This window comes from Nocardia vermiculata NBRC 100427, from assembly GCF_001613265.1.
Taxonomy (GTDB): domain Bacteria; phylum Actinomycetota; class Actinomycetes; order Mycobacteriales; family Mycobacteriaceae; genus Nocardia; species Nocardia vermiculata.
On the sequence record NZ_BDCA01000001.1, the window covers coordinates 114026 to 139074 of the forward strand.

Annotated in this window: 19 protein-coding genes; 6 read left to right on the forward strand and 13 right to left on the reverse strand. The window is 63.5% G+C overall.

All coding sequences use genetic code 11. From position 1 onward, the window contains the following. Position 1 precedes the first annotated feature (1 nt). From NV2_RS00550 to darG, 3 genes are read left to right on the forward strand one after another with little or no spacing between them, the layout of a single operon-like run. Positions 2-4624, forward strand: coding sequence for a DNA methyltransferase (locus tag NV2_RS00550; RefSeq protein ID WP_067867570.1), 4623 nt, complete (start codon positions 2-4; stop codon positions 4622-4624). After that, on the forward strand, positions 4621-5262 hold the full coding sequence (gene darT / locus NV2_RS00555) for a type II toxin-antitoxin system toxin DNA ADP-ribosyl transferase DarT (protein WP_067867573.1): 642 nt from the start codon (positions 4621-4623) through the stop codon (positions 5260-5262). The genes NV2_RS00550 and darT overlap by 4 nt, the downstream gene beginning before the upstream one ends. 11 nt (positions 5263-5273) lie before the next feature. Beyond that, positions 5274-6329, forward strand: a complete 1056-nt coding sequence (gene darG / locus NV2_RS00560; protein WP_067869030.1) for a type II toxin-antitoxin system antitoxin DNA ADP-ribosyl glycohydrolase DarG — start codon at positions 5274-5276, stop codon at positions 6327-6329. A gap of 51 nt (positions 6330-6380) precedes the next feature. On the opposite strand, the gene NV2_RS00565 is transcribed toward darG, so the two are convergent. From NV2_RS00565 to NV2_RS00605, 8 genes are all read right to left on the reverse strand, one after another. After that, positions 6381-8006, reverse strand: a complete 1626-nt coding sequence (locus tag NV2_RS00565; protein WP_245662374.1) for a helix-turn-helix domain-containing protein — start codon at positions 8004-8006, stop codon at positions 6381-6383. A gap of 634 nt (positions 8007-8640) precedes the next feature. Then, on the reverse strand, positions 8641-9009 hold the full coding sequence (locus tag NV2_RS00575; protein WP_067867582.1) for a hypothetical protein: 369 nt from the start codon (positions 9007-9009) through the stop codon (positions 8641-8643). A gap of 33 nt (positions 9010-9042) precedes the next feature. Next, the gene (locus tag NV2_RS30565) at positions 9043-9747 is read right to left on the reverse strand and encodes a DUF3558 domain-containing protein (RefSeq protein ID WP_084473748.1); all 705 of its coding nucleotides are present in this window, start codon (positions 9745-9747) and stop codon (positions 9043-9045) included. 96 nt (positions 9748-9843) lie between these two features. After that, positions 9844-10227 carry a DUF6188 family protein gene (locus NV2_RS00585; protein WP_067867588.1) on the reverse strand — a complete coding sequence of 128 codons (384 nt, stop codon included), beginning with the start codon at positions 10225-10227 and terminating at the stop codon, positions 9844-9846. A 2-nt stretch (positions 10228-10229) separates the two neighbouring features. After that, positions 10230-11549 carry a hypothetical protein gene (locus tag NV2_RS00590; protein WP_067867592.1) on the reverse strand — a complete coding sequence of 440 codons (1320 nt, stop codon included), beginning with the start codon at positions 11547-11549 and terminating at the stop codon, positions 10230-10232. A 1-nt stretch (position 11550) separates the two neighbouring features. After that, positions 11551-11853 (reverse strand): WXG100 family type VII secretion target, encoded by a 303-nt coding sequence (locus NV2_RS30570; RefSeq protein WP_084473749.1) that lies wholly within the window; start codon positions 11851-11853, stop codon positions 11551-11553. 4 nt (positions 11854-11857) lie between these two features. Next, positions 11858-12202, reverse strand: coding sequence for a WXG100 family type VII secretion target (locus NV2_RS00600; RefSeq protein ID WP_067867598.1), 345 nt, complete (start codon positions 12200-12202; stop codon positions 11858-11860). A gap of 82 nt (positions 12203-12284) precedes the next feature. Beyond that, entirely contained in the window at positions 12285-12515 is a 231-nt protein-coding gene (locus NV2_RS00605) for a hypothetical protein (RefSeq protein WP_067867601.1), read from the reverse strand. A 252-nt stretch (positions 12516-12767) separates the two neighbouring features. Here NV2_RS00605 and NV2_RS33045 point away from each other — a divergent pair, with 252 nt between their 5' ends. From NV2_RS33045 to NV2_RS00620, 3 genes are all read left to right on the forward strand, one after another. Next, entirely contained in the window at positions 12768-13082 is a 315-nt protein-coding gene (locus tag NV2_RS33045; RefSeq protein ID WP_247609894.1) for a hypothetical protein, read from the forward strand. Between the two features lie 214 nt (positions 13083-13296). Continuing rightward, positions 13297-19650, forward strand: a complete 6354-nt coding sequence (locus NV2_RS00615) for a DEAD/DEAH box helicase (RefSeq protein ID WP_067867607.1) — start codon at positions 13297-13299, stop codon at positions 19648-19650. Continuing rightward, entirely contained in the window at positions 19650-21875 is a 2226-nt protein-coding gene (locus NV2_RS00620) for a 3'-5' exonuclease (protein WP_067867610.1), read from the forward strand. The genes NV2_RS00615 and NV2_RS00620 overlap by 1 nt, the downstream gene beginning before the upstream one ends. Positions 21876-22425: 550 nt before the next feature. Here the strand turns inward: NV2_RS00620 and NV2_RS00625 are convergent. The 5 genes from NV2_RS00625 to NV2_RS00635 all read right to left on the reverse strand — a co-directional run bounded on the left by NV2_RS00625 (position 22426) and on the right by NV2_RS00635 (position 24902). Further along, complete coding sequence (locus NV2_RS00625) at positions 22426-23418, reverse strand: quinone oxidoreductase family protein (RefSeq protein ID WP_210748930.1); 993 nt, start codon at positions 23416-23418, stop codon at positions 22426-22428. Positions 23419-23559: 141 nt separating this feature from the next. Further along, positions 23560-23988: a VOC family protein gene (locus NV2_RS00630; RefSeq protein WP_067867617.1), complete on the reverse strand. Its 429-nt coding sequence runs from the start codon at positions 23986-23988 to the stop codon at positions 23560-23562. Between the two features lie 78 nt (positions 23989-24066). Further along, on the reverse strand, positions 24067-24222 hold the full coding sequence (locus NV2_RS31250) for a hypothetical protein (RefSeq protein ID WP_218018936.1): 156 nt from the start codon (positions 24220-24222) through the stop codon (positions 24067-24069). A 127-nt stretch (positions 24223-24349) separates the two neighbouring features. Continuing rightward, on the reverse strand, positions 24350-24541 hold the full coding sequence (locus NV2_RS31255) for a hypothetical protein (RefSeq protein ID WP_210748929.1): 192 nt from the start codon (positions 24539-24541) through the stop codon (positions 24350-24352). Next, complete coding sequence (locus NV2_RS00635) at positions 24516-24902, reverse strand: MerR family transcriptional regulator (protein ID WP_245662375.1); 387 nt, start codon at positions 24900-24902, stop codon at positions 24516-24518. The genes NV2_RS31255 and NV2_RS00635 overlap by 26 nt, the downstream gene beginning before the upstream one ends. Positions 24903-25049 lie beyond the last annotated feature (147 nt).

Below are 25049 nucleotides of genomic sequence, written 5' to 3' on the forward strand. Positions count from 1 at the left end.
CATGGCTTCCTTCGATTCCATCGTCGTCGGCGAGGACTGGATCAGCGAGCACTACTTCACCACCGATTCGGTGAAGGAATCGTTCCACGGCAAGGTGATGGAACTGCGCAAAGGCTGGGACTCCGAAGCCAAGGAGGGCCGCGCCACCGTCCGCAGCACCCTGCTGTCGGCGGCCCGCGACCTGCAGACCGCCCTGGCCGGCCTCGCCGAGGATCCACTCAACGCCCCCAAAGCGCACGCCCAGGTGCGGGCGGCGTTCGGCTATCAGGGTGAGCTCGCCCCGTTCACCGCCGAACGCGCGGGCTCCGACCTGGAAATCCCGGATTCCCAACTCCCCGGCATCCCCGATGTGCTGTTCCTGCAAGCGGCACCGGTCGACACCCTCGAAGACCTCCTGGCGCCGGAGACCGGACTGCTCATCGAGCCTGCTCTCGAGGACGGCAAGCCGATCGAATCGGTATCCAAAGCCGTCTCGGCCGCCTTCCGCTCCGACACCCCACCCGCATTCGTGGTAGTCCAGGCCGGCCAATGGCTGCTGCTCGCCGAAGCCGAACGCTGGGCCGAGGGCCGCTACTTGGCCGTGGACCTGCTGGTCGTGGTCGAACGCCGCCACGAGGCACGCGGAGGTGAAATCGACCGGGCGGCAGCCATCTTCGGCTACCAGTCTCTAAAAGCCGACGCCGACGGCAGCATCTGGTGGACCGGCGTCCTGGAGGATTCGGTCAAACACACTGTCGGTGTCTCCAAGGACCTGCGCGAAGGCATCCGGCTGTCCATCGAGATCATCGCCAACGAAGTGGTCAGGCGGCGCGGCGAACGCGACCTCACCATGGACGGCATCGACGGCAATGAACTCGCCAAGCACTCGCTGCGGTTCCTGTATCGAATCCTGTTCCTGCTGTATGCGGAAGCGTCGCCGGAGATGCAGGTGCTGCCGACCGGCGCCGCGGAATACGAAGAGGGCTACGGCCTCGATCGACTGCGGGAACTGACGCTCACCGAACTCGTCTCCCACCGCGCCCGCACCGGCACCCACCTGTACGAATCGTTGAAGCGACTGTTCGACCTCGTCGACCGCGGCCACACCCCTGCGGTCCGGGACAACGTTCTCGACGATCCCGCTCCGGGACTCGAGTTCAACCCGCTGCGCGCAGACCTGTTCTCCCCCAAGGCCACCGCACTCATCGACGAGGTGCGGCTCGGCAACGAAGCCACGCAACGCGTCCTGGAACATCTGCTGCTGACCAAGGAGTCGAAGGGCCGCAAGGGCGGCGACCGGGGTTTCATCAGCTACGCCGAACTCGGCATCAACCAGCTCGGGGCGGTGTACGAGGGGCTGATGTCCTACACCGGGTTCTTCGCGGAAGAGGACCTGTACGAGGTCGCCAAGAACGGTGACCCTGAAAAGGGCTCGTGGGTTGTTCCTGTCGACCGTGCCGATCATCTGTCCGAATCCGATTTCGTCCGTGCTGAGGATCCGGACACGCACGAGCTGAAACCTGTGATCCACCGCGAGGGCACCTTCGTCTTCCGGCTCGCCGGGCGGGAGCGGCAGCAGTCGGCGTCGTACTACACGCCTGAGGTGCTGACGAAATTCGTTGTCTCGCAGGCGCTGGAAGAACTTCTCGACCAGAATGACACTCGCACCACTGCCGATGAGATCCTTCAGCTCACGATCTGCGAGCCCGCATTGGGGTCGGGGGCGTTCGCTATCGAGGCGGCCCGGCAGCTTGCCGGTGAGTATCTGACTCGGAAGCAAGAAGAACGCGGAAAGCTGATCGAGGCCGACCAGTATCCGGTCGAGCTGCAGAAGGTGAAAGCGCACATTGCGCTGCATCAGGTGTATGGGGTGGACCTCAATGCCACTGCTGTCGAACTCGCCGAAATCTCGCTTTGGCTCGACACCATGGTCGCCGGCCTGCAGGCGCCGTGGTTCGGACTGCATCTGCGGCGAGGTAACTCCCTCATCGGCGCCCGGCGCGCGGTGTACATGCCGAACGAGCTTGCCAAGAAGGCGTGGCTCAAGTCCGTTCCCAACGATGTACCCCTCGGCACCGATGTCGGCGCAGGTATCCATCACTTCCTGCTCCCCTCCCCCGGCTGGGGAGCCGTTGTCGACACCAGCGAGGCCAAGACTTACGCACCGGACAAGCGCGAAGAACTCCGTCTGTGGCGCAACGAGATCCGTAAGTCTCCTTCCAAGGACCAGGTAGCCCGTCTGCAGGGCCTCGCGCAAAGAGTCGAAACGCTGTGGGAATTCGCGCTGCGCCGCCTGACCATCGCGGAATCCGAGATCCGGCGCGACATCCAGCTGTGGGGATCCGAAGAGGCGACCCACACGCCGGCCGTCACCCGAGAGCAAATCGAAACCGTCCTCAACAAGCCGGACGGGGTCTTCCAACGGCTGCGGCGAGCGATGGATACCTGGTGTGCACTGTGGTCATGGCCTCTCACGTCACAGACCGTCCCACCGTCCTTGGATTCATGGATCGGCGGCCTGGAAGCCATCCTCGGCCAGGTACCCCACGGCAAGCCCCCGAACGTGCCTAAGCATAAGGCACCGTCGGAGAACCAAATGAACTTCGTGGGAGATCTCGACTGGGACGGACTTGATGCGACCGAGGAATGGGATCTCTCCTTCGCCGGCGCCCGACCGATCGACATCGCGCTGGACCGCTACTCCTGGCTCACCGTCGCGGCTGACATTGCCCAGCGGGACGGGTACTTCCATTGGGAACTAGACTTTGCGTCCGTATTCGCACAGGGTCGGTTCGATCTCCAGGTCGGTAACCCCCCTTGGGTGCGACCGGACTGGGATGAAGCCGGGGTTCTGGCCGAACACGATCCGTGGTGGCAACTCGCGAACAAGCCGTCAGAATCGGAGAAGCGGCGGAAAGCCGAAGAAGCGCTCAAAGTTCCGAACGTCCGCCAGATGCTCCTCGACGAGCGTGCAGCGCAGGCTGCACAGAGCGCGCACCTAGGCTCCAGTGTTGATCGCCCGGTTCTCATGGGATTGCAACCGGATCTCTACCGGTGCTTCATGGAGCGGACTTGGCGGTCCGGCGGTACCGAGGGCGTCGTTTCCCTCATCCACCCGGAGAGTCACTTCACCGAAGCTCGTGCTAAAGGACTTCGCCGCGCAACCTATCGACGACTGCGACGACACTGGCAGTTCCGGAATGAACTCAAGATCTTCACCGAGATCAAAGACACCCGGCAGTACGGCGTACATATCTACGGTGTCGACTCATCCATCAAATTCCTCCAGGGCTCGGCGTTGTACCACCCAGACGTACCAGCACGTTCCCTCAAGGCACGCGAGTCCGGTCACCGTAGCCAGACCTTTGCTCCGGGAGTGAAGGATCCTCAAGGGAACTGGGACGTACGCCCTCACCCAGAACGCATCATCGAAGTAACCGAAAACGAGCTCGCCGCCTGGGCCGCACTTGTCGACGAGCCCGGCACACCCGCGGAGTCTGCCCGGATGCTGTATCCGGTGAACCGGGCAAGCGCCGAGGTACTCGACAAAATAGCCACAGCGCCGCGTCTCGGTGACGTTCCGTTCGAATGGACAGCAGGCTGGCACGAATCTGCCGACCGCAAGCTCGGCTATTTCGAGTCCCGATCAGCTATTCCGGCAACCTGGCAGGAGACCATTCTCCAGGGCCCACACCTAACCGTCGCCACCCCGATCTACCAACAGGGCAACCCGACGATGCGTAGCAATCAGGACTACTCCCCCATCGACCTCAAATCGCTCCCGGAAACCTTCATTCCGCGCACCAACTACCAAGTAGCCCGCCCGCTCTCTGAATACCTGGCCGCCTACCCGAAGTGGATTGGCAAGCCGAGCTCGAACTACTTTCGCCTAGCCTGGCGCCGCATGGCCGACTCGGCGACCGTCCGAACTCTGCATTCAACGATTATCCCGCCGGGCCCATGTCACACACACGGAGTATTAAGTGGGCGGCTTCATGACGCAACAGACCTGGCTCTAGCTGCAGGCTTCTGGTCATCGGTACCCATTGACTTCTTTGTCAAAGTCTCCGGCGCAAGCGAAATGAACCAAGGAATCATTCGCCGGCTTCCACACATCCGTAGCCACTCCCTCGAGCGCCATCTGATCCTCCGCACTCTCCGGCTAAATTGTCTTGTCGATCAGTACGCCCCACTATGGGACGAACTCCATACAGAAAGGTGGGCCGATGATTCCTGGGTCCCGGCAATCGAACCTATCTACAACGGAAGACCAGAACTCGGGACCGCAGAGAAAAATTGGACATGGCACACGCCCCTCCGAGCAAATGCCGACCGCCGACAAGCGCTCGTCGAGATCGACGCCATAGTCGCAGTCATGCTCGACATAACCGCCGAAGAACTCCTAGCCATCTACCGAACCCAATTCCCCGTCCTCCAAAAATACGAACGCGAAGCCCTCTACGACGCCAACGGCCGCCAACTCCCCACCAAACTAGCCTCCGAATACCGAAAAAGGGGCACCCTCCCCACATCCGACCTAACCGTCGACGGCGTCACCTACGAGGAACCAATCAGAGGCGTAAATCGCGAACACGACATGGAACTGGCTCACCGGCACTTCTCCGCTCTCGCCGGTTCGGCATGACAAGCCGCCCCGTCCCCACGTGGGCGTACCACATCACCAGGATTGAGCACCTCCCCTCGATGATTGTCGAGGGCCTGTGCAGCGACTCCGAAGCGTCAGTCCGGGGGCTCACGAAGGTTTCGATCGCCTATGACCACATCAAGGCGAGGCGTGCCAGACGCCGAGTTGGCGCTGGCCCTCAGGGGACATTGGCCGATTACGTGCCCTTCTACCTCGCTCCTCGCAGCCCGATGCTATATGCGATCCACAGCGGAAATGTCAGCGCGGAAGCAGCCGACTGTACCCGGATCGTCTACCTCTGTACGACATCACAGCACCTGCGTGACCAAGGGCGGACGGTGGTCACCACCGACCGGCACGCGGCGAGCGCATTAGCAGAGTTCACCACTGACGACCAGGTATTTGCCTCATCGGTCGACTGGCAGGTGATGGCGGCCAAGTACTGGAAAGACACCGCTGACGATCCCGACCGATCAGACCGCCGACAGGCCGAGTTGCTCGTCCACCACCGCGTACCCTGGGATAACATCCTCGTCATAGCAACTGCCAACGAGCCTGTGCACACCGAGGTCCGCACCGTGCTCGGCAAGTTCGGAATCACCACCAAGGTGGTCGTCCGCCCCAATTGGTACTTCTGAAGGAGGAAGAAGTGATCCGAGAGGAACACGGCAACCTCCTGCGCGACAACGCTGACGCGCTGGTCAACACGGTCAACACCGTCGGCGTGATGGGCAAGGGCATCGCTCTGCAGTTCAAGCGCGCCTATCCGGAGATGTACAAGGCTTACTCCGCCGCCGCGAAGGCGGGCGAACTTCAGATCGGTGCGATGCACGTCTGGGAAACGGGCGCGCTCGCCGGCCCACGCGTCATCATCAACTTTCCAACGAAGCGGCATTGGCGCTCACCGAGCACCCTCGACGACGTAGCGGCAGGACTTCCCGCCTTGGTCGAGGCCCTCCACAAGTACAGCATCACGTCGGTCGCGATCCCTCCACTCGGCTGCGGCAACGGCGGGCTGGATTGGCGGGATGTAGCTCCGCTGATGTGGCAGGCCCTCAGCCCGCTTGCAGACACCATCGACATCCGGATCTACCCTCCGGAGGGCGCACCCGCCGCATCCGAGATGACCGACCGGACAAATGTTCCGAAGATGACCGCAGCCCGGGCGGCAGTCATTCGCCTCCTACAAGTTTACGAGGAATACTCGTTCCACCCCCCGAGCCTCATCGAGGTTCAAAAGCTGGCGTACTTCCTTCAAGGTGCGGGCCAGAATCTTCGTCTCGACTTTTCCAAAGGCACCTACGGCCCCTACGCGGATGCGCTCCGGAAATCGTTGCGAAATATGGAGGGGCATTACATCGAAGGGTTCGGTGACGGCAGCGCCAAGGTTCCGGAGGCAGAACCGATCAGCGTCAAGAATTCAGCTGAGCTGCAAGCGGCACACGTCCTGGACGATGCCCCTGAAACCGCAGCGCGAGTTGGACGAGTAATCGAATTGGCGGATGGGTTCACCAGCATGTACGGCTTGGAACTGCTTGCGACAGTGCACTGGACCGTCACCCGCGAGCATGCGACGACCTCCGACGAAGTTTTCAACAAGATCCAGAGTTGGACACCGCGGAAGGCGGCGCTGTTCACTCGTCAACACGTCGACACCGCACTCACCCATCTCACCGCTCTGGAGTGGCTTCCTGTGTCTGCATGAGGAAGGGGTGCCGCACTTTCCGGCACCACCGTAGGTCGCTCTGGCCGCAGTCTACGCTGCCACTCCCACTCGATGCCCAAGCTCGCGCACCTCACCACGCAACCCGGCCGGTGGCGACTTCATCAACTCCAACACCATCTCCCGCGCAAACCCGTTGTACCTGATCGTCTCCGGCGCCGTACGCTCCGACCTCACCAGCCACTCATACGCAGCCCGCGAATCTCCCTGCTGCGTGCACGCCTGCGCCACCTCGATGAAATGCCGGCTCCGCCTCGGCACCGACACAATCCGGCCTGCCTCGATCCCCTCCGCCGCACGCAACGCCTCCCCAGAACGCCGCAACTCCACCCCCAACGTCACCGCGTGCGCCGCCATCACCGGCACCGAAAACGACGTCTGCACGTGCCGATACGCAGGTCCCAACCGTCGCGCGACCTCATCGGCACGTTCCCACCACGCCCACGCGTCCCCGTATCGACCACGCCGGGCGTGGACATAAGCAATCTCCGCCTCGAGCGCTCCGACGATGCCGCGCCAATCATCGGAAACCTCGCCGCGACCGACGTAGGGCGTGAGCCGGTCGATCGAATCGCGAGCCAGTCCGATCGCCTCGTCCCACCGCCCCGCGTCGCGTAGCGCCTGCACCATCGACCACGCGCTACAAGCGATTACATATGGGTCGTCGGCTTCGTAACCTTCGTGCAGGCCACGGTCGGCAACCATCCACACCAGCTCGGGCGCGGGCTGGTACGCCACATAGAAATCGGCCAGCTGGTACACACCCGCGAGAAGCTTGCGAGCCGTCCGCCTCTCGGGACCAGTTGTCCGCGCGGCGCTCTGCGCATCACGAATCAGCCCCGGCAACAACGATCCGAGCTGGGTCCGGTGGTCGGGGCTCGAATGCCGGATCTGCCAGGCCTGCCGCAGCCGTGCGGCCAGATGTTGAGCGCTCTGCTGCCGATCGCGCGGCGCGATCCGGTAATCCGTCAGCGCCGCCTGCACCTCTGTCAGCGCGGCATGGCGCTCCCCGGCGAACACCACCACAGGCACGGCGTGATCGTTGCCGGTCAGCTCCGCGAGATCCTCGATCTCCAATACCTGCGCGATCCGCAACAGCATCGACAGTCGCGGGGTCTGCAGCCGGCCGTTCTCGACGGCCTTCAACCACTCGGCCGACTTTCCGACCAACCCGGCCAAGACAGGTCGAGACATTCCCGCGCGCTCGCGGTTGATTTTGATCCGCTGGCCGATCGCCAGTCCGTTCTCGACGTGCACGGTAGCGCCCTTCCGCCGAATGGAATGTCCTTCAAGACTATCCCCGCAGGTATGGGGTACGGAACATACCCGACGGGCTCCTCCCTCGCTCGTACCTTCAACCCCAGCCCCGCCGCCGGGTGCCGCAGACCTCGGCGGCGGGTGCGAACCAACCGTCTTGACCGAACTCGAGAGGGGCCGTATATGCGCATCGACGCCATCGGATACATCCGCAGCGACATATCCGGAGTTCACCAGCAGGCGCATGAGGAATGCCTGCGATCGCATGCCAAGGGAAACGGGTACAACCTGCGCAAGATCATCGTGTTCGGTCCGTGGACCGATGATCCCGAACGGCGACTCGCCATGGTCCTCGACAGGATGGACGAGGTCGCAGCGGTTCTCGTGCCGTGCGCTCGGCACTTCGCCGGGGGTGCTGTGCCTTTCACGATCGCCCGCCGTGCAGAGGTCGTCATCGTGACCGCGCCGGCTGCACCTTCGCGCACGCCACAGGCCAGCCGGTGAGAGAATCAAACCCCTCGAAGCAGAGAGCGTTCGTCCATGCTGACGGCGTACTCGCCGAATGGATGTGTCACGTCCACCTGATCGAACTGACGATCGCACGGGCCCGTGAACTCAGGGAAATCCACTGCACACATCCACCCGACGACTGCACCGTCCATCTCGAAGCCGCGTATCTCCTATTTTCGGAAGAGGAGCTCTGAATACTGCCGATGCCGACGGAACCTGATGTCATGCTGACGATTTTCTTCACCCAGTCGAACACTCACCCCATGAAGTTCGTGGCCTGTGATTCCGCGGCTCGGAGGTTTGCGGATCATTGGCAGCGGTACGGACATTGCGGGGCCATCGAATTCGCGGCGCCCGACGGAAGCTGCGGTCGTTTGCCGTGCGAGCGACTGTGGATCGTCCCATGAGAACGACCGTCCTCCACGCGCACGCCATTGCGTCCGTCACGCGGGACTTCCATCAACGGGGAAGCCCCTGTGTCCCTTGGGCAACCGTAGGCCGACTCAGGCGTAGACGCTGTGTCGGATCAGGGAGCAATTCCTTGGAACTGTTTCCTCAGTTCGTCATCCGTCTCGACGTACGCCAGCACAGCCTTACGGAGAACGTCCTGTGCCGCTCGCAGCTCGTCCTGAGCTTCTTGGATTCGCTGCTTGATCGAACCCTCACCGCTGCCCTTCACGGTGAACTTACGCGCGAGGTCCACGCCCATCTGGAACCCTCCGAAACCGGTGACTACCGCAACGTTTTCGATGTCAGGGCCGAAAGCATCCAGCTCGTCAATGAGGTCCTGCAGTCCCTTGATCGCGGCATCGAAGTGCGCGCGGTCGACCCGCAGCCTCAGGTTCCCTGCCTCGATCTCGGCTCCGAGCTGCTTCAAGGTTGTGAGCTCCGACATGTTGCACTCTCCCCACGTGTCTTGCCCTCGGTATTACTGCGGAAGGTTCTTGTCCAGTACGCCTGCGATCCGCGTTGCTTCGGTGCACGGGTCCCCGAACTGCCTAGAACTCAGCTTCGGCGTCAGATCGAACTGGACCGGGCCGGTTGGCATATCGAACGCGATCGTGCAGGCGTGCTCGTCGTCGTTGTGCAGCAGCGCCGTGGCCGGCCGCGCGCCGATGGTCACCGGTCGCGGGTCGTGAAACAGGGTCGTGTTGTGCACGACCTCGTCGTAGGTGTGCGCGTCGGTGGCGAGGATGTTCATCTGATACCAGGAGTCACTGCGCCATGTGCAGATGTCCCATCCGGGGAATTTGACTCCTGCGGAGCCGACTCGTTTTGTCGACGGGTCCAGGCCTGCTGCCGCGATGTCGGCGTCGGAAATATCGCACGGGTTCCACGCAGTGTTGGATGCTGGTGTGGCCGCGGCGCTCGCCGTTGCACTGGTAGATGAGACTGGTTCGGCCGACCCGCCGTTGCCCGACGAGCACCCCGCCGCCGCCAACGCCGCACACATCGACGCCGCTACTACATATCGCCGCACTGATTCCCCTACCTCGACGCCCGGACACAGACCAGATCTGCAGTGTATGGCCCGTGCCGAAACTGTGCGGTTCCAACCTTCGGACGAACGCCGGCACCGCTGACCACCTGCGCAATTCAACGTGGGATCGGTGAGCCGCTCGAGCGTTTCCATGGTTTCGGATCGGCACGTCAGCGGCCACTTCCACGGACGTAAAACGTTCGCATCGGAGAGTTTACCTACGCGGCCAGGGTAAACCGGAGTGCGAGATTATGACTCTATCGCCGACCAGATCGCCAGCTCTCCGCCCGGAAGACTCACAACTCGATACCCGCCTGGCCCCGCGACACTCCACGCCTCGTAATCACTGTCAGAAGGCACACGCAATGCAGCACCCGAATCCAGGCCGAGAGTGAGAGCTCCGGACTCGTCAGCAGTTGACGATCGGATCACCGAACCCTGAAGCGACTTGAGTTGCTGACGCTGTGCATCGTATTCCTCAGATGCGATTTGGTAGACCGATCCCGAACTCAGCGATAGTTCGATATCGCCTTCTATTTGAAGTTCGAACTCCGAGCGCTCACCCATGCGAATCGTCACCATGAATTCGACCATTATCTCAGAAACTACTTTGTCTGACAGTTTCAGATCCATAATCACCAGCCTTTTGGTACCGGGTATGTTCCGTCGGGATTCTTGGGTATATGCGTTGACGCTTTACTTCCGGGTTTTCCATTCAAGTCGACCGGCTGCCCATCCTTGTTATAGTATCGCACGTAGCCATCCGGATAACGGTCCGTGGGTTCAGCATCTCGGAACATGTTTTCGTTTCGCTCCGATCCCGGCTTTTGCCATACCCAACCTTTATCATTATCCGCTCGCCGCGGAACCCAATCTTCTGGCACATGCTCGGGACGTGGCGGTGCTGTCGATTGAGTCTTTGATTCTGTGCTGTCATCATCCTCGCCGTCGATGAGCACTTTCATCGCGATGATGGCCGCGAGTTTGGTGGCTTCGCGTTCGAGGTCTTCGGGGACGTCTGTGAAAGCGTCGATAGCGATGACTCCGCCGACAAGTGCTCCAGCGCCGAGGATGCCGGCCAAGGCGCTGCCGGTGAAGGCGTTTTCGATGGCACCGATCGTAGCCGTGACAGCGGCGGCGATACCCTCGCCGGCGACCTCGGCGGACATACCGACGGTGAAGATGGCCAAAGCGATGCCGGCGACTGCGGCAGCGGCGATGCCAGCTTCGAGCCAGTTGATTTTGGTCGCGACGTTATCGCCGAAAGCGACGGTGGCGTCGTGATACTTGCCGACCGAGGTCGCCACCGACGTCGTGGAGGCGGTTAGGGACGTGGCGCTGCTTTTGAGAGTGGTGAAGTGGTCTTGGATATGCGTGCGGTTGGTGGGGTCGTCGACGCCGTCGAACAGCGCCGAGATCGTGTCGATGCGGGCAGCGGCGCCGGTGAGGGTTTCATGGGTCGAAAAGGTCTTCCATGAGTCGTGAGCGACCTTCAGTTTCGACGCATCGGCATTGGGGAGCTGATGGAACTTTTCGATGACCGCTTTGACCAGATCGTCGAAGAACTGCTTCACGCCGCCGCTGTGTTCGAACCCGGCTCCGTTGTCACCGACCGAGGTCGGCAATACGACACTGTATTCGCCGACCTGACCGGTGTTCGGACGTGGCGGTGGCGGGTTGGACTTGTTCGCAATACCCCAGTTGTATCCCTGGGCGTAGAGCACAGCCCCGTAGTTGGTCAATGCATTGGCGAGGCTCGCGCTCACCTGCAGAGTGTGCTGAGCGGAACGGTCGTAGACCTCGGCCCACTTCACGCAACCGGCAGCGTTGCCGGCCATCCCCTCGCACTGATGTTTGACCGCCTCGTGGACCGGCTTATCGGCCGCCCGCAGATCACTCGCGAGTTGATGACATTGAGCGGCGGCATCATAGTAGGTCTGCCAATCGACGATCACTTCATTGCCCGCTTTGCAGCATCCGCCGATTGGTTTCGAGAGCGCGCGTGTAGGCAGCGTGCGCAGCCTTGGCGGCATCGCTCATATCCCGCACACCGTCCACGAATTCTTTTGCGCCGGCGATCCATTCACGATGGGCATCGTCATAGGCGCGAGCAGCTATGCCTTCCCAACCGGTTCCCTGCAGTTCGGTGACCCGTTGATGGATATCGTCGAGGTGATCATCGATGAACCCAGCCAGGCCGGCCAGGCGCGCAACGACCTGATCGAGATGCTCGAGGTCTACAGAAAATTGTGACGCCATCAGCTCACGACCAGTTCAATTTCGGAATGCCCAACTCGGCGGCACTCGCTTCATCGGTGGCAGCGAACGTTTCGGCGGTGACACCCAGCTTCTCCGCCATACCCGTCAATGCCGTGAAGATCTGCCTGCCACCGTCGTGGACCTCGTTCCAGCCCTCGGAGAACTCATCGGCATAATCACCGGTCCAACTGCTGGTCAGCAGTTCGGCGACCTCCTTGGCCGCCGAATCCAAGGCGCCCGCCAACGTGTCGGCAAGCCCGTAGACATATGTCCCGACATCACGCACCTGCTCGGGAACAATAGAAAACTCCTGCCCGGGACCAGGCGGCGTCCCCCCACTATCACTCACGACGTGATGCTAAGTGTTCCGGTTCCAGACTGTCCATCCAGACAAACACGGCAAATAGGTCTATGGGCTCCGTATAGCAACATCAGTCGCGAAGGTTCGCGAACGGGCGTCTGCCGCCATGCATGGCCTTGAAGCTCTGGATCATCGACTGCTCGAGCATCGACGCATCCGATTCTTCGCGCCAGGCGACCAGGAGTTCGGGACTATCGGCGAGCTGCCAGATGTATCGACCACCGGTATGGCCGACCGTGTGACCACATACATCCCCCGCACCTGCCGGAACATCGCTCGCCGGCAGTGCAGCAAACGGCACGAACCCCTGGAAGCCGGTCAGAGTGAAGCCATGTCATACATGATGCGCCCGGACCAGACTGTGTTTCACCGCTGGCTGCCACATGCAAACTAAGATGGAATCTTAGTTAGATCAGATCTAACTAAGATTCCATCTCACTCGAGCTCCCGGAGCGCGGCCGCCACGACCGGCATTGGCTCACATCGAACTTCGTGGACCACGCGACGCGGCCGGGCTGTCGAGGCTCTCATTCGCGAATCACTGCTCCGGCTGCTGCCGAGCGACAGGTGGACGGACACCGACGCGGTCGGCGGGTGGTGGAACCGCCAGAACAATCCCGAAATCGACCTCATCGGCGCGGACACCACCCCGACAGCGAAGTCCGTGCATTTCGTCGGCTCCGTCAAATGGCTCGAGGACCGATCGTTCGATCGACACGATTACGAGGCCCTCAGCCGGGCTCTGCTGTCGGTACCCGGCACCGAGGTCGACACCCCGCTCGTCGCGGTATCTCGATCCGGAGTCGGCAACGACCTTCCGCTGACCGCGCAGTGGAGCCCAGAAGATCTTGTCGACGCATGGCGCTGACTGAACCGCCACGGGGTTCGGGGCCGGTCGTCTTGGTTGACGTAACCAAATCCGGTCCTCAACCGATGTGCTCGCTGAACTGATCGGCTCGAAGAGGCATCGGCGAGTAGATCATCGAATACGGTTGAGCATCAGGCGTGTTCATGACCGTTAGCTCGGAACCCGAGTTACACCAAAACGTGCACAGCGACCGGACACCGAAGGGGAGTCGAGCATGGGGGCACTACTGCCCACGTTGCAGGCAGAGCGGCTGCAGGAAGGTCTCACCGACTACCTCGCCACCACCTTCGCGCTCACCGACGCCGACACCAAAGGGGCTCTGGTCGATTTCATCGACCATCCGCGGGACGGCATGTTCAAGGGCCCCTACCTGCGGCTTCGGTTGCCGTTCGCACCCGCACGGGGGAACTGGGGGATGCATCTGGACTGGTGGCCGGACACATTCGTGCCGTATGGGCATCAGGCGAAGGCGTTCGAGCAGCTGTCGACGAAGTTCCAGGCGCGGCCCCAGCCGACGCTGGTCACCACCGGTACCGGGTCGGGTAAGACGGAGTCGTTCCTGATTCCGATCCTCGATCATGTGCTGCGGGCCAAGAACGCCGGTGTGGCGGGGATGAAGGCGCTGATCATCTATCCGATGAACGCGCTGGCTAATGACCAGGAGCAGCGGCTGGCGCGGATGATTACCGAGGATCCGCGGCTCGCAGGTGTGACCGCGGGACTCTATACCGGGGAGGCGTCGTCGAATGGTCGCACGCTGGTATCGGCGGAGGGGCTGATCACCGATCGGCGGATCATGCACGATTCGCCGCCGGACATTCTGCTCACCAACTACAAGATGCTCGACCACATGCTGTTGCGGCCGGATCGGGCACCGATGTGGCGGCAGTCGGCGCAATCGCTGCAGTATGTGGTGCTCGACGAGTTCCACACCTACGACGGCGCCCAGGGCACCGATGTGGCGATGCTGCTGCGGCGGCTGGGGCTGACGATCAAATCGTATTGGGGTGCGGACGCGCCGGTCAGCGCCGCGGATCGGGCACGGCCGCTCGGGCGGATCACACCGGTGGCGACGTCGGCGACCCTCGGGTCGGAGAAGGCGCCGACCGCGATGCTCGACTTCGCGCACACGGTGTTCGGGGAGGTGTTCACCGCAGACGCCGTGGTCTCGGAGACCCGGTTGCGCCCGGAGGAATGGCTGGGTGATCGCAGTCCGGCGCTCGACCACCTGTATCGCTCGATCCGCCGCCCGGAACTCGACGAGAAAAGTCTGCGCGATCTCACCAGCCGCGTCGCCGCCGCACCGAACAACTCCGCGGCCACGGCGCTGATTCTCGCGACACTGTTCCGGCGATCCGATATCGAGGGAGAGCTCGCGGAACGGGCCGCGGACCTACGCAAACTCAGCGATACCGAACTGCTCGATCTGCTGAAGAATCACGACCTGTTCCGAAGTCTGCTCAGCAACAGCCTGAAGGCTGTCTCCCTGGCCGAACTGGCCGATATCGTTCTGGAGTCCACGACTGCCAGTCGTGAGCAGCCGCGGGATGCGCTGCGCCGCCGCCGCTACCTCGATTACCTGTTCGCCGCCCTGTCACACCTGCGCGCCGGCATCGGGCGTAGTGCGTTGAATGTCGATGTACACCTGTGGGTTCGGGAGCTGTCGCGCATCGACCGCATCCTCGACACCGCCGCGGTCTTTCATTGGGCCGACGACGGGGCTGTCGAAACGCCCGGCACCACTTATCTCCCGGCGGTGTACTGCCGCCACTGCGGACGCTCGGGGTGGGGTGCTCGGTTGGCGCCGACCGGGATGGCCCTGGATGCGACCGACGACGATATTCGCCGCCAGCATGCCGGCGGCGGACAGCGGTTTCGTGCCCTGATCTCCGCACCGGTGGAAGCGCAACTCGACGAGACAGTCGACGGCCTGCGCTGGCTGCATGTGGACGAACGCGAGATCGTCGAGCAGACACCGGATCCCGAGAGCGCCGAGGTCCTGGAAGGGCGGGCGCTGCCGATTCTGGTACTCACCGGCCCCGATGCCGAGGAGAACTCGCAGAAGGATATGTGCCCGGCCTGCCGGAGCGCGGACGGGATCCGATTCCTCGGTAGCGCCGTAGCCACGCAGCTGTCGGTGGCGCTATCGAGCATGTTCGGCGATCCCGGACTCGACGCCGAGGAAAAGAAGGCGTTGATGTTCACCGACAGCGTGCAGGACGCCGCCCACCGAGCGGGATTCGTGCAGGCACGCTCACACACGCTGAGTCTGCGCTCGACCGTGCGCAACGCTCTCGGGAAGACCGCCTCCGGGCTACTGCCACTGCCGGATCTGTGCGAGGCCGTAATCGATCTGGCCGAACCGAATCCGATGCGGCGCTATCACCTGCTGGCGCCGGATATCGTCGAGCGCAACGAATTCAAGGCCTATTGGGATGCGAACGCCACCCCGGCCGCCCGGACGAAGGCGCTGAAGCTGGTGCGCCGGCGACTGCAGTTCGACATCAACCTCGAGTTCGGTTTGCAGTCGCGGCTGGGACGTACCCTCGAACTCACCGGAAGTGTGGTCGCCGAAGTCGATTTGGGGTCGGTGCAGCGGGTAGCTCAGCTGGGCAGGCTGGCGCTGGACAATACCGAACAGCAGCTGAGCTTCACCGCACCCGAGTCCGCCGCGGTCGTGCGCTGGGTGCGCGGGACCGTCGAGCGGATGCGTACCCAGGGTGCGCTGTCACACGAATGGCTCGACAGATACATCGCCCATGATGCGAACCGCCGGTGGGTGTGGGGCGGGCGGCCCAAAAATCAAGGGATGCCCGCATTCCCGACGGGACGCCCCGCACCGGCCTTCCCGGCGACCGGAGCCCGCACCATCCCTGAAGGTTTCGACGCCATCACCTCACCCGCCGCCTGGTATGCCCGGTGGGCCAGTAAGTGTCTCGGCGTCCCGGCATTCGAGGGTGGGTTCGCGGCGCGGGCGTTGTTCGCGACGCTCGCCGAACAGCGCATCCTCACAACCAAGACCACGGAGAAAGCTCTCACCGTCTACGTACTGGGTGCGGCATCGGTCCTGGTCGGCGCCACCCAGGACGCCGATCTCGAGTCCGGGGCCAACCTGCTCACCTGCGATGTGTGTCAGACACCCAATCCAGGGACCGCAACCGTCACCGAACAACTCGACGGCGCCGCATGTCTGCTGGACCGCTGCCCCGGCACCCTGCACCGCAGCCCCCGCAGCACGAACTTCTACCGCAAGCTCTACGACGACTCGGAGATGAAGCGCGTCGTCGCCCGCGAACACACCTCACTGCTGGAGACGGACGTCCGGCTCGAGTACGAGAACAAATTCAAGCAGTCCAGCTCCGACCCGTCGGCGCCGAACGTGCTCGTCGCGACGCCGACCCTGGAGATGGGTATCGACATCGGCGATCTGTCGACGGTGATGCTCGGTTCGATGCCGCGCAGCGTGTCGTCGTACCTGCAGCGGGTCGGCCGTGCCGGGCGGGCCACCGGCAACTCTCTGGTACTCGCCTTCGTGCGCGGGCGCGGGGAGCATCTGCCGAAACTCTACGATCCCGTCTCCGTGATCGAAGGCGAGGTGCGCCCGCCCGCGACCTTTCTGACCGCCGAGGAGATTCTGCAGCGCCAGTACGTCGCGCACATCGTCGACCGGATCTCTCGGGAACCCGGGGCCCAGGACCCGATCGAAGCGCGGAAAGTGCTGGAATCCTTCGACGAGGGCAGCTGGATGGCGACACTGATCGCCACGGCCGAGACCCACGCGGCCGAACTGGTCGACCAATTCCTCGCGCAATTCGGCGAACTGCTCGACGAACGCGCCCGAAACACCCTGCGGGCGTGGGCCACTCCGGCCGAGGACGGAACCCCCAGCGAACTGACCGAGCATCTGCGTGAACAGGTGCACCGCTGGAACCGCGATGTCAAAGAGCTCACCGACCGGCGCACCGCCGTGGACGCGGCCCTTCCGGACTTCGAGAAGCGCGCCACCTCCCCCGCCGCCACCGATGAGGATCGGCGCGAACTGCGTACGGCCCGCGGCACTTTACGAATCCTGAGCAAGCACATCAAGGAACTCACCCTGGAACATTGGGTCGGTGTGCTCGAACGCTACGGCATCCTGCCCAACTACACGCTGCTCGACGATTCGGTCACCCTCGATGTCGGCATAACCTGGATCGACCCCGACACCAACCAATACGACGGCTCCACGTATAGCTACCAGCGCGGCGCTCGGGTAGCGCTCACCGAATTGGCGCCGGGCGCAACCTTTTACGCTCAGGGACTGGCCGTGCAGGTCGACGCGGTCGACCTCGGACCGGGTGGGGCGAACATCCGCACCTGGCAGATGTGCCCGGCATGTGGCTGGGCCGGCATCTCTCATACCGCCGACGAGCGGCCACTACCGGCGCAGTGTCCGCGCTGCGGCACTCCCGCCATCTCCGATGTGAGCCAGAAACTTCCGGTCGTGGAGATGTCGAAGGTGTCGGCGGAGGTGCGCCGAGACGAAGCGTCCATCACCGATGCCCGTGACGACCGCAAACGCGAAACATTCACCATCGTGACCGCAGCCGACATCAATCCCGACGATGTGACGCACCGGTGGTACCTCGACGACCGCGATTTCGGTGCGGAATATCTACGGCACGTGGATATTCGGTGGCTCAATATGGGACGGCGGACCTCCCAGGGCGGTAAGCGGGAGATCGCCGGACAGGAAACCACCAGCGGGTTGTTCCGCGTCTGCTCGGGCTGCGGGCAGCTCGACCGCATCGCCGGGCACAACCGCACCCATGAACACCGCAGCTGGTGCAAATTCCGGACGGCGACCGATGAGAAGCACGTGCGCGAGATCGCGCTCGCGCGCACCCTCAACACCCAGGCAGTACTCCTGCACGTCCCCCGCTGGATGAAGTACGACTCGTTCACCTATCCGAGCCTCAAGACCGCGATCCTGCTCGGGCTGCGGGAGGTGATCGGCGGATCGCCGGAACATCTGGACGTCGCGATCATCCCCGATGCCTTGCACGCCCCGAGCCAGCAGGCCCTGCTGATCCACGACACCGTCCCCGGCGGCACCGGATACCTCGCCGAATTCGCCGACGCCGCGAAAGTGTGGGCGGTGCTCGCGGCGGCACGCAGGATCGTGCGCACCTGCGAATGCGCCGAACAGGAGCGCCTCGCCTGCCACAAATGTCTGCTGCCGTTCGCGGCGCCGTACGAGCTCGATCGGGTGTCGCGACAGAGTGCCGCGCGGGTGCTCGACGACCTGCTGGGAGTCGACAAGGACAGCGAGCCGGAATGGGCGGACTGGGAGAACATCATCACCAGTGCGCAACCCGCACGGCGGGTGGTCAGCGAAGAGTCCGCGCTGGAAGGACAGTTCTACAAGGCGTTCATCGAGCGGTTGAAGGTAATGGGCGCGACGGTCCGTGAGACCCCCGGCACCTACGGCGCCTCGGCGACAATCACCATGCCCGGCAACACGATCCGGACTTGGACGCTGAAACCGCAAGTGCGAATGGACACCAGCAAACCGGATTTCGAGCTGAGCACCCTCGATTCCGATGTTCCCATCATCGCGATCTTCGCCGATGGGCGCCGGTACCACGCCATGAGCGACAAGAATCGAGTCGCCGACGACGCCCGGAAACGCGAGACGTTGCGCACCGGCAACAAGATTGTCTGGTCGTTCGGTTACGACGATCTGGTGCGTTTCGAGAACGGGACGAGCGCCCCCCCGTCGTGGTATTCGGAAGGCGCTGTCAAAGCCACCATGAGCAACGGTGGCCTGCGCCCGTCGCTGTTCAAACTGATCACCGCCGACCCGGTGACCCAACTGCTGGAGTTCATGCAAGACCCCGACCGGGAAGCGTGGGCCGAGGTCGGCCATTGGCTTCCCATGATGTTCGTGGGAAAAGATCGGGCCAAAGGCGATCTGACCGCGGTCGTGCCGTGGGCGCTGGATCTGCTGGACGGGCGCACGCCGAACATTCCGGCCGGCGAGTACATGTGCTGGTCCTATTCCGACGGTCCCCTGGCGATCACCGCCGCCTTCCGTCCGAATACCAAGCAACTGTTCGCCGTCCTCGTCCTCGACGATCGCGGCGAGCGGCTGGAGATCGACGGCGGACAGGCGTGGAAGGAATGGTTGCGACTGTCGAACTGGTTCGGCTTGTGCGCCAACCACACCGTGTCCGCCCGCAGCCTGCTCAGCACCGACGAGACGGCGGTGACCGAGGTCGTGCCGAGTGAGCCGGTCGAACCCGCGGAACTGGGTCCCGAATGGCAGCAGGCGCTCAGCGACGCCTGGTCGCCGGCCGAGAAGGAGCTGCTGCGCGCACTCGCCACGGCCCGCACACCCGTTCCGGAAGTCGGCGGGGAAAGTGAGGACGGCGAGGTGCTCGACTTCGCCTGGCCCGGCGCACGGGTTGTCGTCCTGTTCGACACCGAATCCGATACTGCGCAGTCGATGGCGCACCGTGGCTGGACGGTCTGCCCGCCCGAGCCCGCACAGATCGTGCGAATCTTGAGTACGAACGGGGTGATGTGATGGCGAACATCGTGATAGCGACCAACACCAAGGCGATGGGCAAGCTCGACGGCTCCGTCAAGCGCAAGGTCTACGACTTCCTGGAGAAGATCCAGGCCGACGACACCGCGCCCGGCCTGCACATCGAGCCGATCAAAGGCTCCGTCGATCCGCGCGTGCGCACCGGCCGGGTCGACCTGAACTATCGGGCGATTCTGTTCCGCCTCGACCCCGCCGGCGGCGACACCACTTACGTCTACATGGGGACGTGGGAGCACGACAAGGCCAACAAACTAGCCGAGCAGTCGACGCTGCGAATCAACGAAATCAACGGCACCGTCGAAGGAATCATCGGCGAACTCCACCGCGAAGCCGGCCGGAAGGCGCCCGTCGCAGCCGAGGCGCGCGCTAGCGCCGCGGCGGCACCACCGTCCTTCCTTGCCGATGCCGGATTCACCGCCGCCGATCTCATCGATCGACTGGGCCTCGACCCTGGCTTGGTCGAACGGGCCCTGGCCGCACCGGACGACTACGCGATCAACACGATCGCCGCCGAAGTCGACGGTTGGCAGGGGGACGCGCTCCTCGACCTCGCCTGCGGCACCTCCATCGACGATATTCGCGAAAAGTACTCGTTCACCGAACCTTCCGTCGACGAGAACCTGGACGAGGACACTCGGATCGTCGCCGCGCTGGACCGGCCCGCCTCGCAGATGCAGTTCAGCTATATCGACGATAACGAGGAACTGCGCCGCGTCATCGAGGGCGGGGATTTCGCGGCCTGGCGCACCTTTCTACACCCCGAACAACGAACCTACGTGCAGAAGGATTTCAATGGCGCGTTCCGGCTCTCCGGAGGGGCCGGCACTGGCAAAACCGTCGTTGCCATCCACCGCGCTCGCCGGCTGTGGCGCAGTAACCCGCAGGCGCGAATCATCCTGACGACTTTCAACAAAACGCTCGCCAAAGGGTTGGAAGCCGATCTGAAGGTCCTCGATCCCGGAGTCACGATCGCGAAGCAGCCCGGCGATCCCGGGATCTACGTAGCCGGCATCGACAAATTGGCCAGCGACATCGTGAACCGGGGCGCCGATCTGACCGACGCCACCGAAGCGGTATTCGGCGCACCGGTCGAAGTGTCACCCAAACGCACCGATCCGGGACGAGTCTGGCGCGAGATCGTGCACACCGCGGGCAGTGGTCTCGACCGCCGGCTGGCAACCGCTTCCTTCCTCGAAAACGAGTACGTCTCCGTTGTTTTGGCCAACAAGGTGACCTCCCTCGACCAGTACGCCCGGGTTCCGCGCACCGGGCGAGGTGTGCGGCTGAGCCGGGCACAGCGGCTGGCGGTCTGGAAGCTGGTCGAATCGTTCCGCCGGCACAATCGCACCGACAACAGTCTTACCTTCCCCGAAATCCTCGCCGTCGCAGCCGAATACCTCACCCGCGAACAGCAATCGGGCCGCGGATTCGTCGCCGATCATGTCCTCGTCGACGAAGCCCAAGACCTGCACGCCACGCACTGGGCGCTGCTGCGTGCGCTGGTCCCCGAGGGCCGCAACGACCTGTTCATCGCCGAAGACTCCCATCAGCGCATCTACGGGCAGCCGGTCGTGCTCGGCCGGCTCGGGATCAAAATCGTCGGCCGCTCCCGCCGACTGACCTTGAACTACCGCACCACCGCCGAAAATCTGAAGTTCGCCATCGGTATCCTCTCCGGCGCCGACTACCGCGACCTCGAAGAAGGCGACGAATCAACCCTGGGCTACCGCTCCGCCCGCCTGGGCCCCGATCCCGACCGCCACCACTGCGATTCCCTGTCCGACGAACTGAACTACGTCGCCACCACCATCCAGCGCTGGATCGACGACGGCATCGAACCCGAAACCATCGCGGTCCTCACCCGCGGCCAGAACGAACGCACCCAATTCGTCCGCGCCCTCGGCGAACGCGGAATCGACGCCCGCGCCCTCGACGACAACCCGGCCACCACCGGCCACGTCCAGGTACTCACCATGCACCGCAGCAAAGGAATGGAATTCTCCCGAGTCGTCCTCGCCGGCGTCGACGAAACCCACGTCCCGTCCCAGGCCGCACTGCGCACCGCGCCCGAAGAAGAACGAGCCGAAGCGGAACTGCGCGAACGGTCCCTGCTATATGTGGCGGCCAGCCGGGCCCGCGATGAGCTCGTCGTGACCTGGAGCGGGCGGGCATCGGCGTTGCTGGGATACGGTGTCCGGCAGTAGCCGATCCGAAAGCTGTTGCGGGGATGACATTTTCGGCGCTGCTACCGGAGTAGCTTGCGCAGTGACCGTCAGCGAAAGGCTCGCCGATCCGCAGACAGCGCATCGGGTGTTGACAGGCTCGGTTCGGTGGCAGCGGTTAGCTCCTAGGGCCTGCCGCCAGGCGAACGTTCGGGCTACGTCCGGCGGCCCGAACCAGCTGATTGGCACCGTTCAGCCCGTGGACACTCGGTAACACCCGCAGCGTCGACGCCGATAAGTTGACGCTCGTCGACACGCGCGCTGGGGCGCAACAGGTTTGACTCCCCAGACGCATCCGGGACGTCATCCGCTGCGCATGAACTCAGCGATACCGAGAGGTGGGGGTTGACGCCAATACACCTTGCGCTGCGCTTACGCCACGTCCCGTGCCTCGCCGATGCCACTATTGATCGAAGGTTGTCATGACAGTCGTAGGTCGACGCGCTTTCAGCACAAAGGAAGCCCAACGAATGCGCCGGCCTCGGGCGGTGTAAGCGTTACAGGGACCGTGCCGGCGTTCTCCCCTCCCCGCTCAGCCGGCGACCGCCAGGATCAACTTCCCAGTGGAGCTGCGGCTCTCCATCAGCCTGTGCGCATCCGTTGCCCCGGCCAACGGGAACTCGGCGGTGATCGGGAGACTCACATCTCCGCCCGTGACCAATTCGAATGCACGCGTGGCGATATCGCGCAGCACCTCGGGTGCATCGCTACTCAGGCCGAGGATCGAGAAACCCGATACCGAAATCCCCTTGGGGTAGAGCTCCGGCTGGCCGACCTGCCAGCCGGGTTCCCCACCGGCGTTGCCGTACGAGATCAGACGACCGAATCGTGCCAGCGAGCTCAGTCCGCGGCTGAGGGTCTTCCCACCGACCGAATCCAGCACCACGTCCACACCGCGTCCGGCGGTGACGCGCTGGACATCCGCGTCGAAGGTTTCGGTGAGGAAAGCGTCGTCATAGCCCACCTCGCGGGCATAGTCGGCCTTGGCCGAACCGGACACCACTCCGTACACCGCACGGGCTCCGGCCAACTTCGCAATCTGCCCGGCCACGGTTCCCACTCCGCCGGCCGCACCTTGTACGAGAACCGTCTCCCCCGGCTGCACCTTCCCGATCGTGTGGATCAGAGCGAACGCAGTGGGCAGAACAGTGGGAAGTGTTGCGGCAGTGCGCAGGTCGATCTCCTCGGGCACCGGGAACGTGGTCGCCGCATCGACCACGGCCACCTCCGCATAGGCGCCGCCGTCGGTGATCGCCGCGACCGGTTGACCAACCGCCAGCCCCCGCACACCCTCTCCAAGCGACCGCACGTGCCCGGAAAGTTCCAGTCCCGGCACGAACGGCAGTCCGGGAACCCGGTAACCGATCGTGCGGGCCTGCAGATCGGCGAAGTTGACTCCCACATACTCCACGTCGATCGCCACCTGCCCTGGCCCGGGCTCCGGCAAGGGCAACTCCACGAGCTGTAGTACCTCAGGGCCACCGAACTCCTCGAAGCGCACGCCACGCATAACCCTGACCTCCATACTCGAACCGAGACGACGCGAGGGGCAACTACGCCGCGCCACTCGGTATTCCGAACTGCCGCAACGGGGGTTGCACGTCGCGGCAGCAGGCGGCGTCCCCGAGGCGGCCGCGAACCGGCTGATCCCTCGCTGGTCAGGGGTTCAGTAGGTCGGCCAGTTGCCCGGCGTCATGAGTTCGAGGAGATGCTCGTCGGGATCCCGGAAGTAGATGCTGCGTCCGCCACGTGCCCAGTTGGTCCGGCCTTCGATCGGGATGTCGTGCGCGTTCAGGTGTGTTTCCCATTCGGTCAGCTGGTCCTCGGAGACGGCGAAGCACACATGGAGCCGACCGCTGCCGTCGTGGGGTGGGATCTCGCCGTTCGGCAAACCCGGTTCGGGCAGCACTTTCGGTTCGAGTGATCCACCGCGACGGAACAGCAGCAGCACATTGTCGCCCCCGATATCGAATGCACACAAGGGATCCGCGTCGAGCATCGGATTCAGCTGCAGCACATCGGTATAGAATTTGCGGGCACGACCAAGGTCGTCGACATACAACGCGGACTCGATGATCCGGTCAAGTTTCGGCATAGTTCGCTTCCCTTCTCGAACACGGCGTCGGAACTATCGTGCAACCTCGAGCCGACTCGAGGTCCAGGGTTGTGTGCGTCACTCACGGTGCAGTTCGGCAACCACCTCGGCCACCGAAACCATGGCACCCGCCGACGTATCGGCAAGTCCGTATACATACGTCCCGACATCACGCACCTGCTCGGGACAACAGAAGAATCTCGGCCGGGACCAGGCGGCGTCGCCCACGATCACTCACGACGCGATGCCAAGTGATCCGATTCCATCCGATTAACGGTGGATCTGGAGGCGCAACCGGCACTGTACGATTCCGGGTTGATAGCCCGCCTGCGCGTTGGTCGAGTCGTGTGCGCAGGACCCCTCAGGGGCGACGGGCTGCCCACACGGTGCGTTGGGAGCGCAGGGCGAGGTCGTCGCGGCGCAGCAGGTTGTGTGGGCTGGTGATGTCGAGGAGTTCGTCGAGTGCGCCCAGATCCTCGGCGCTCAGGGACGGTGCGGCGACGTCTCGGATGTGCTGCACCCCTGCTTCAGGATGGACTTCCTGTTCCGTCATGATTCCGCGCCTCGGTAATGCAGTCTTGCAACCGGTTGCGCACGTCCTGCAGGTCCGTCATCTGCCGGTCGAGGCGGTCGCGTTCGGCCGCGAGCAGCTCCAGCAGTTCCCGTGACACCTCACCGGAGTCGGCGAACGGCAGCACCTCGCGGATGGTTCTGCTGGGCAAGCCCTGGGAGTAGAGCTGTTGGATCAGTCTGACCCGTTCGACGGCACCGGCCGGATACTGGCGTTGGCCACCCGGATTCCGGGTGGAGTGCAGCAAGTCCTGCTGCTCGTAGTAGCGCAGCGCCCTGACGCTGACGCCCGCCTTCGCGGCGACCTCTCCGATCCGCACCCCGGCCTCCTGACTCGACTCCACGTCTGGCTTGCACCTGACGTTGGCGTCAGGTTTTAGCGTAGCGGACACGGCACGAACCAACTCTGGAGCAGGCCTGTGAACAGCACATCTCCAACTAACTCCTCAGGACCCCGGGAAGAATCAGCAATGTTTATCAGGAACACGTCC

What these genes read in the sequence shown, in the direction of transcription:
- NV2_RS30570 (WP_084473749.1), bottom strand. Translation starts at nt 11,853, where the DNA reads ATGGCGTCACAATTTTCTGTAGACCTCGAGCATCTCGATCAGGTCGTT.
- NV2_RS31255 (WP_210748929.1), bottom strand. Translation starts at nt 24,541, where the DNA reads ATGACGGAACAGGAAGTCCATCCTGAAGCAGGGGTGCAGCACATCCGA.
- NV2_RS30565 (WP_084473748.1), bottom strand. Translation starts at nt 9,747, where the DNA reads ATGGAAACGCTCGAGCGGCTCACCGATCCCACGTTGAATTGCGCAGGT.
- NV2_RS00585 (WP_067867588.1), bottom strand. Translation starts at nt 10,227, where the DNA reads ATGGATCTGAAACTGTCAGACAAAGTAGTTTCTGAGATAATGGTCGAA.
- darT (WP_067867573.1), top strand. Translation starts at nt 4,621, where the DNA reads ATGACAAGCCGCCCCGTCCCCACGTGGGCGTACCACATCACCAGGATT.
- NV2_RS00575 (WP_067867582.1), bottom strand. Translation starts at nt 9,009, where the DNA reads ATGTCGGAGCTCACAACCTTGAAGCAGCTCGGAGCCGAGATCGAGGCA.
- NV2_RS00630 (WP_067867617.1), bottom strand. Translation starts at nt 23,988, where the DNA reads ATGCCGAAACTTGACCGGATCATCGAGTCCGCGTTGTATGTCGACGAC.
- NV2_RS00550 (WP_067867570.1), top strand. Translation starts at nt 2, where the DNA reads ATGGCTTCCTTCGATTCCATCGTCGTCGGCGAGGACTGGATCAGCGAG.
- NV2_RS00625 (WP_210748930.1), bottom strand. Translation starts at nt 23,418, where the DNA reads ATGGAGGTCAGGGTTATGCGTGGCGTGCGCTTCGAGGAGTTCGGTGGC.
- NV2_RS00615 (WP_067867607.1), top strand. Translation starts at nt 13,297, where the DNA reads ATGGGGGCACTACTGCCCACGTTGCAGGCAGAGCGGCTGCAGGAAGGT.
- NV2_RS00620 (WP_067867610.1), top strand. Translation starts at nt 19,650, where the DNA reads ATGGCGAACATCGTGATAGCGACCAACACCAAGGCGATGGGCAAGCTC.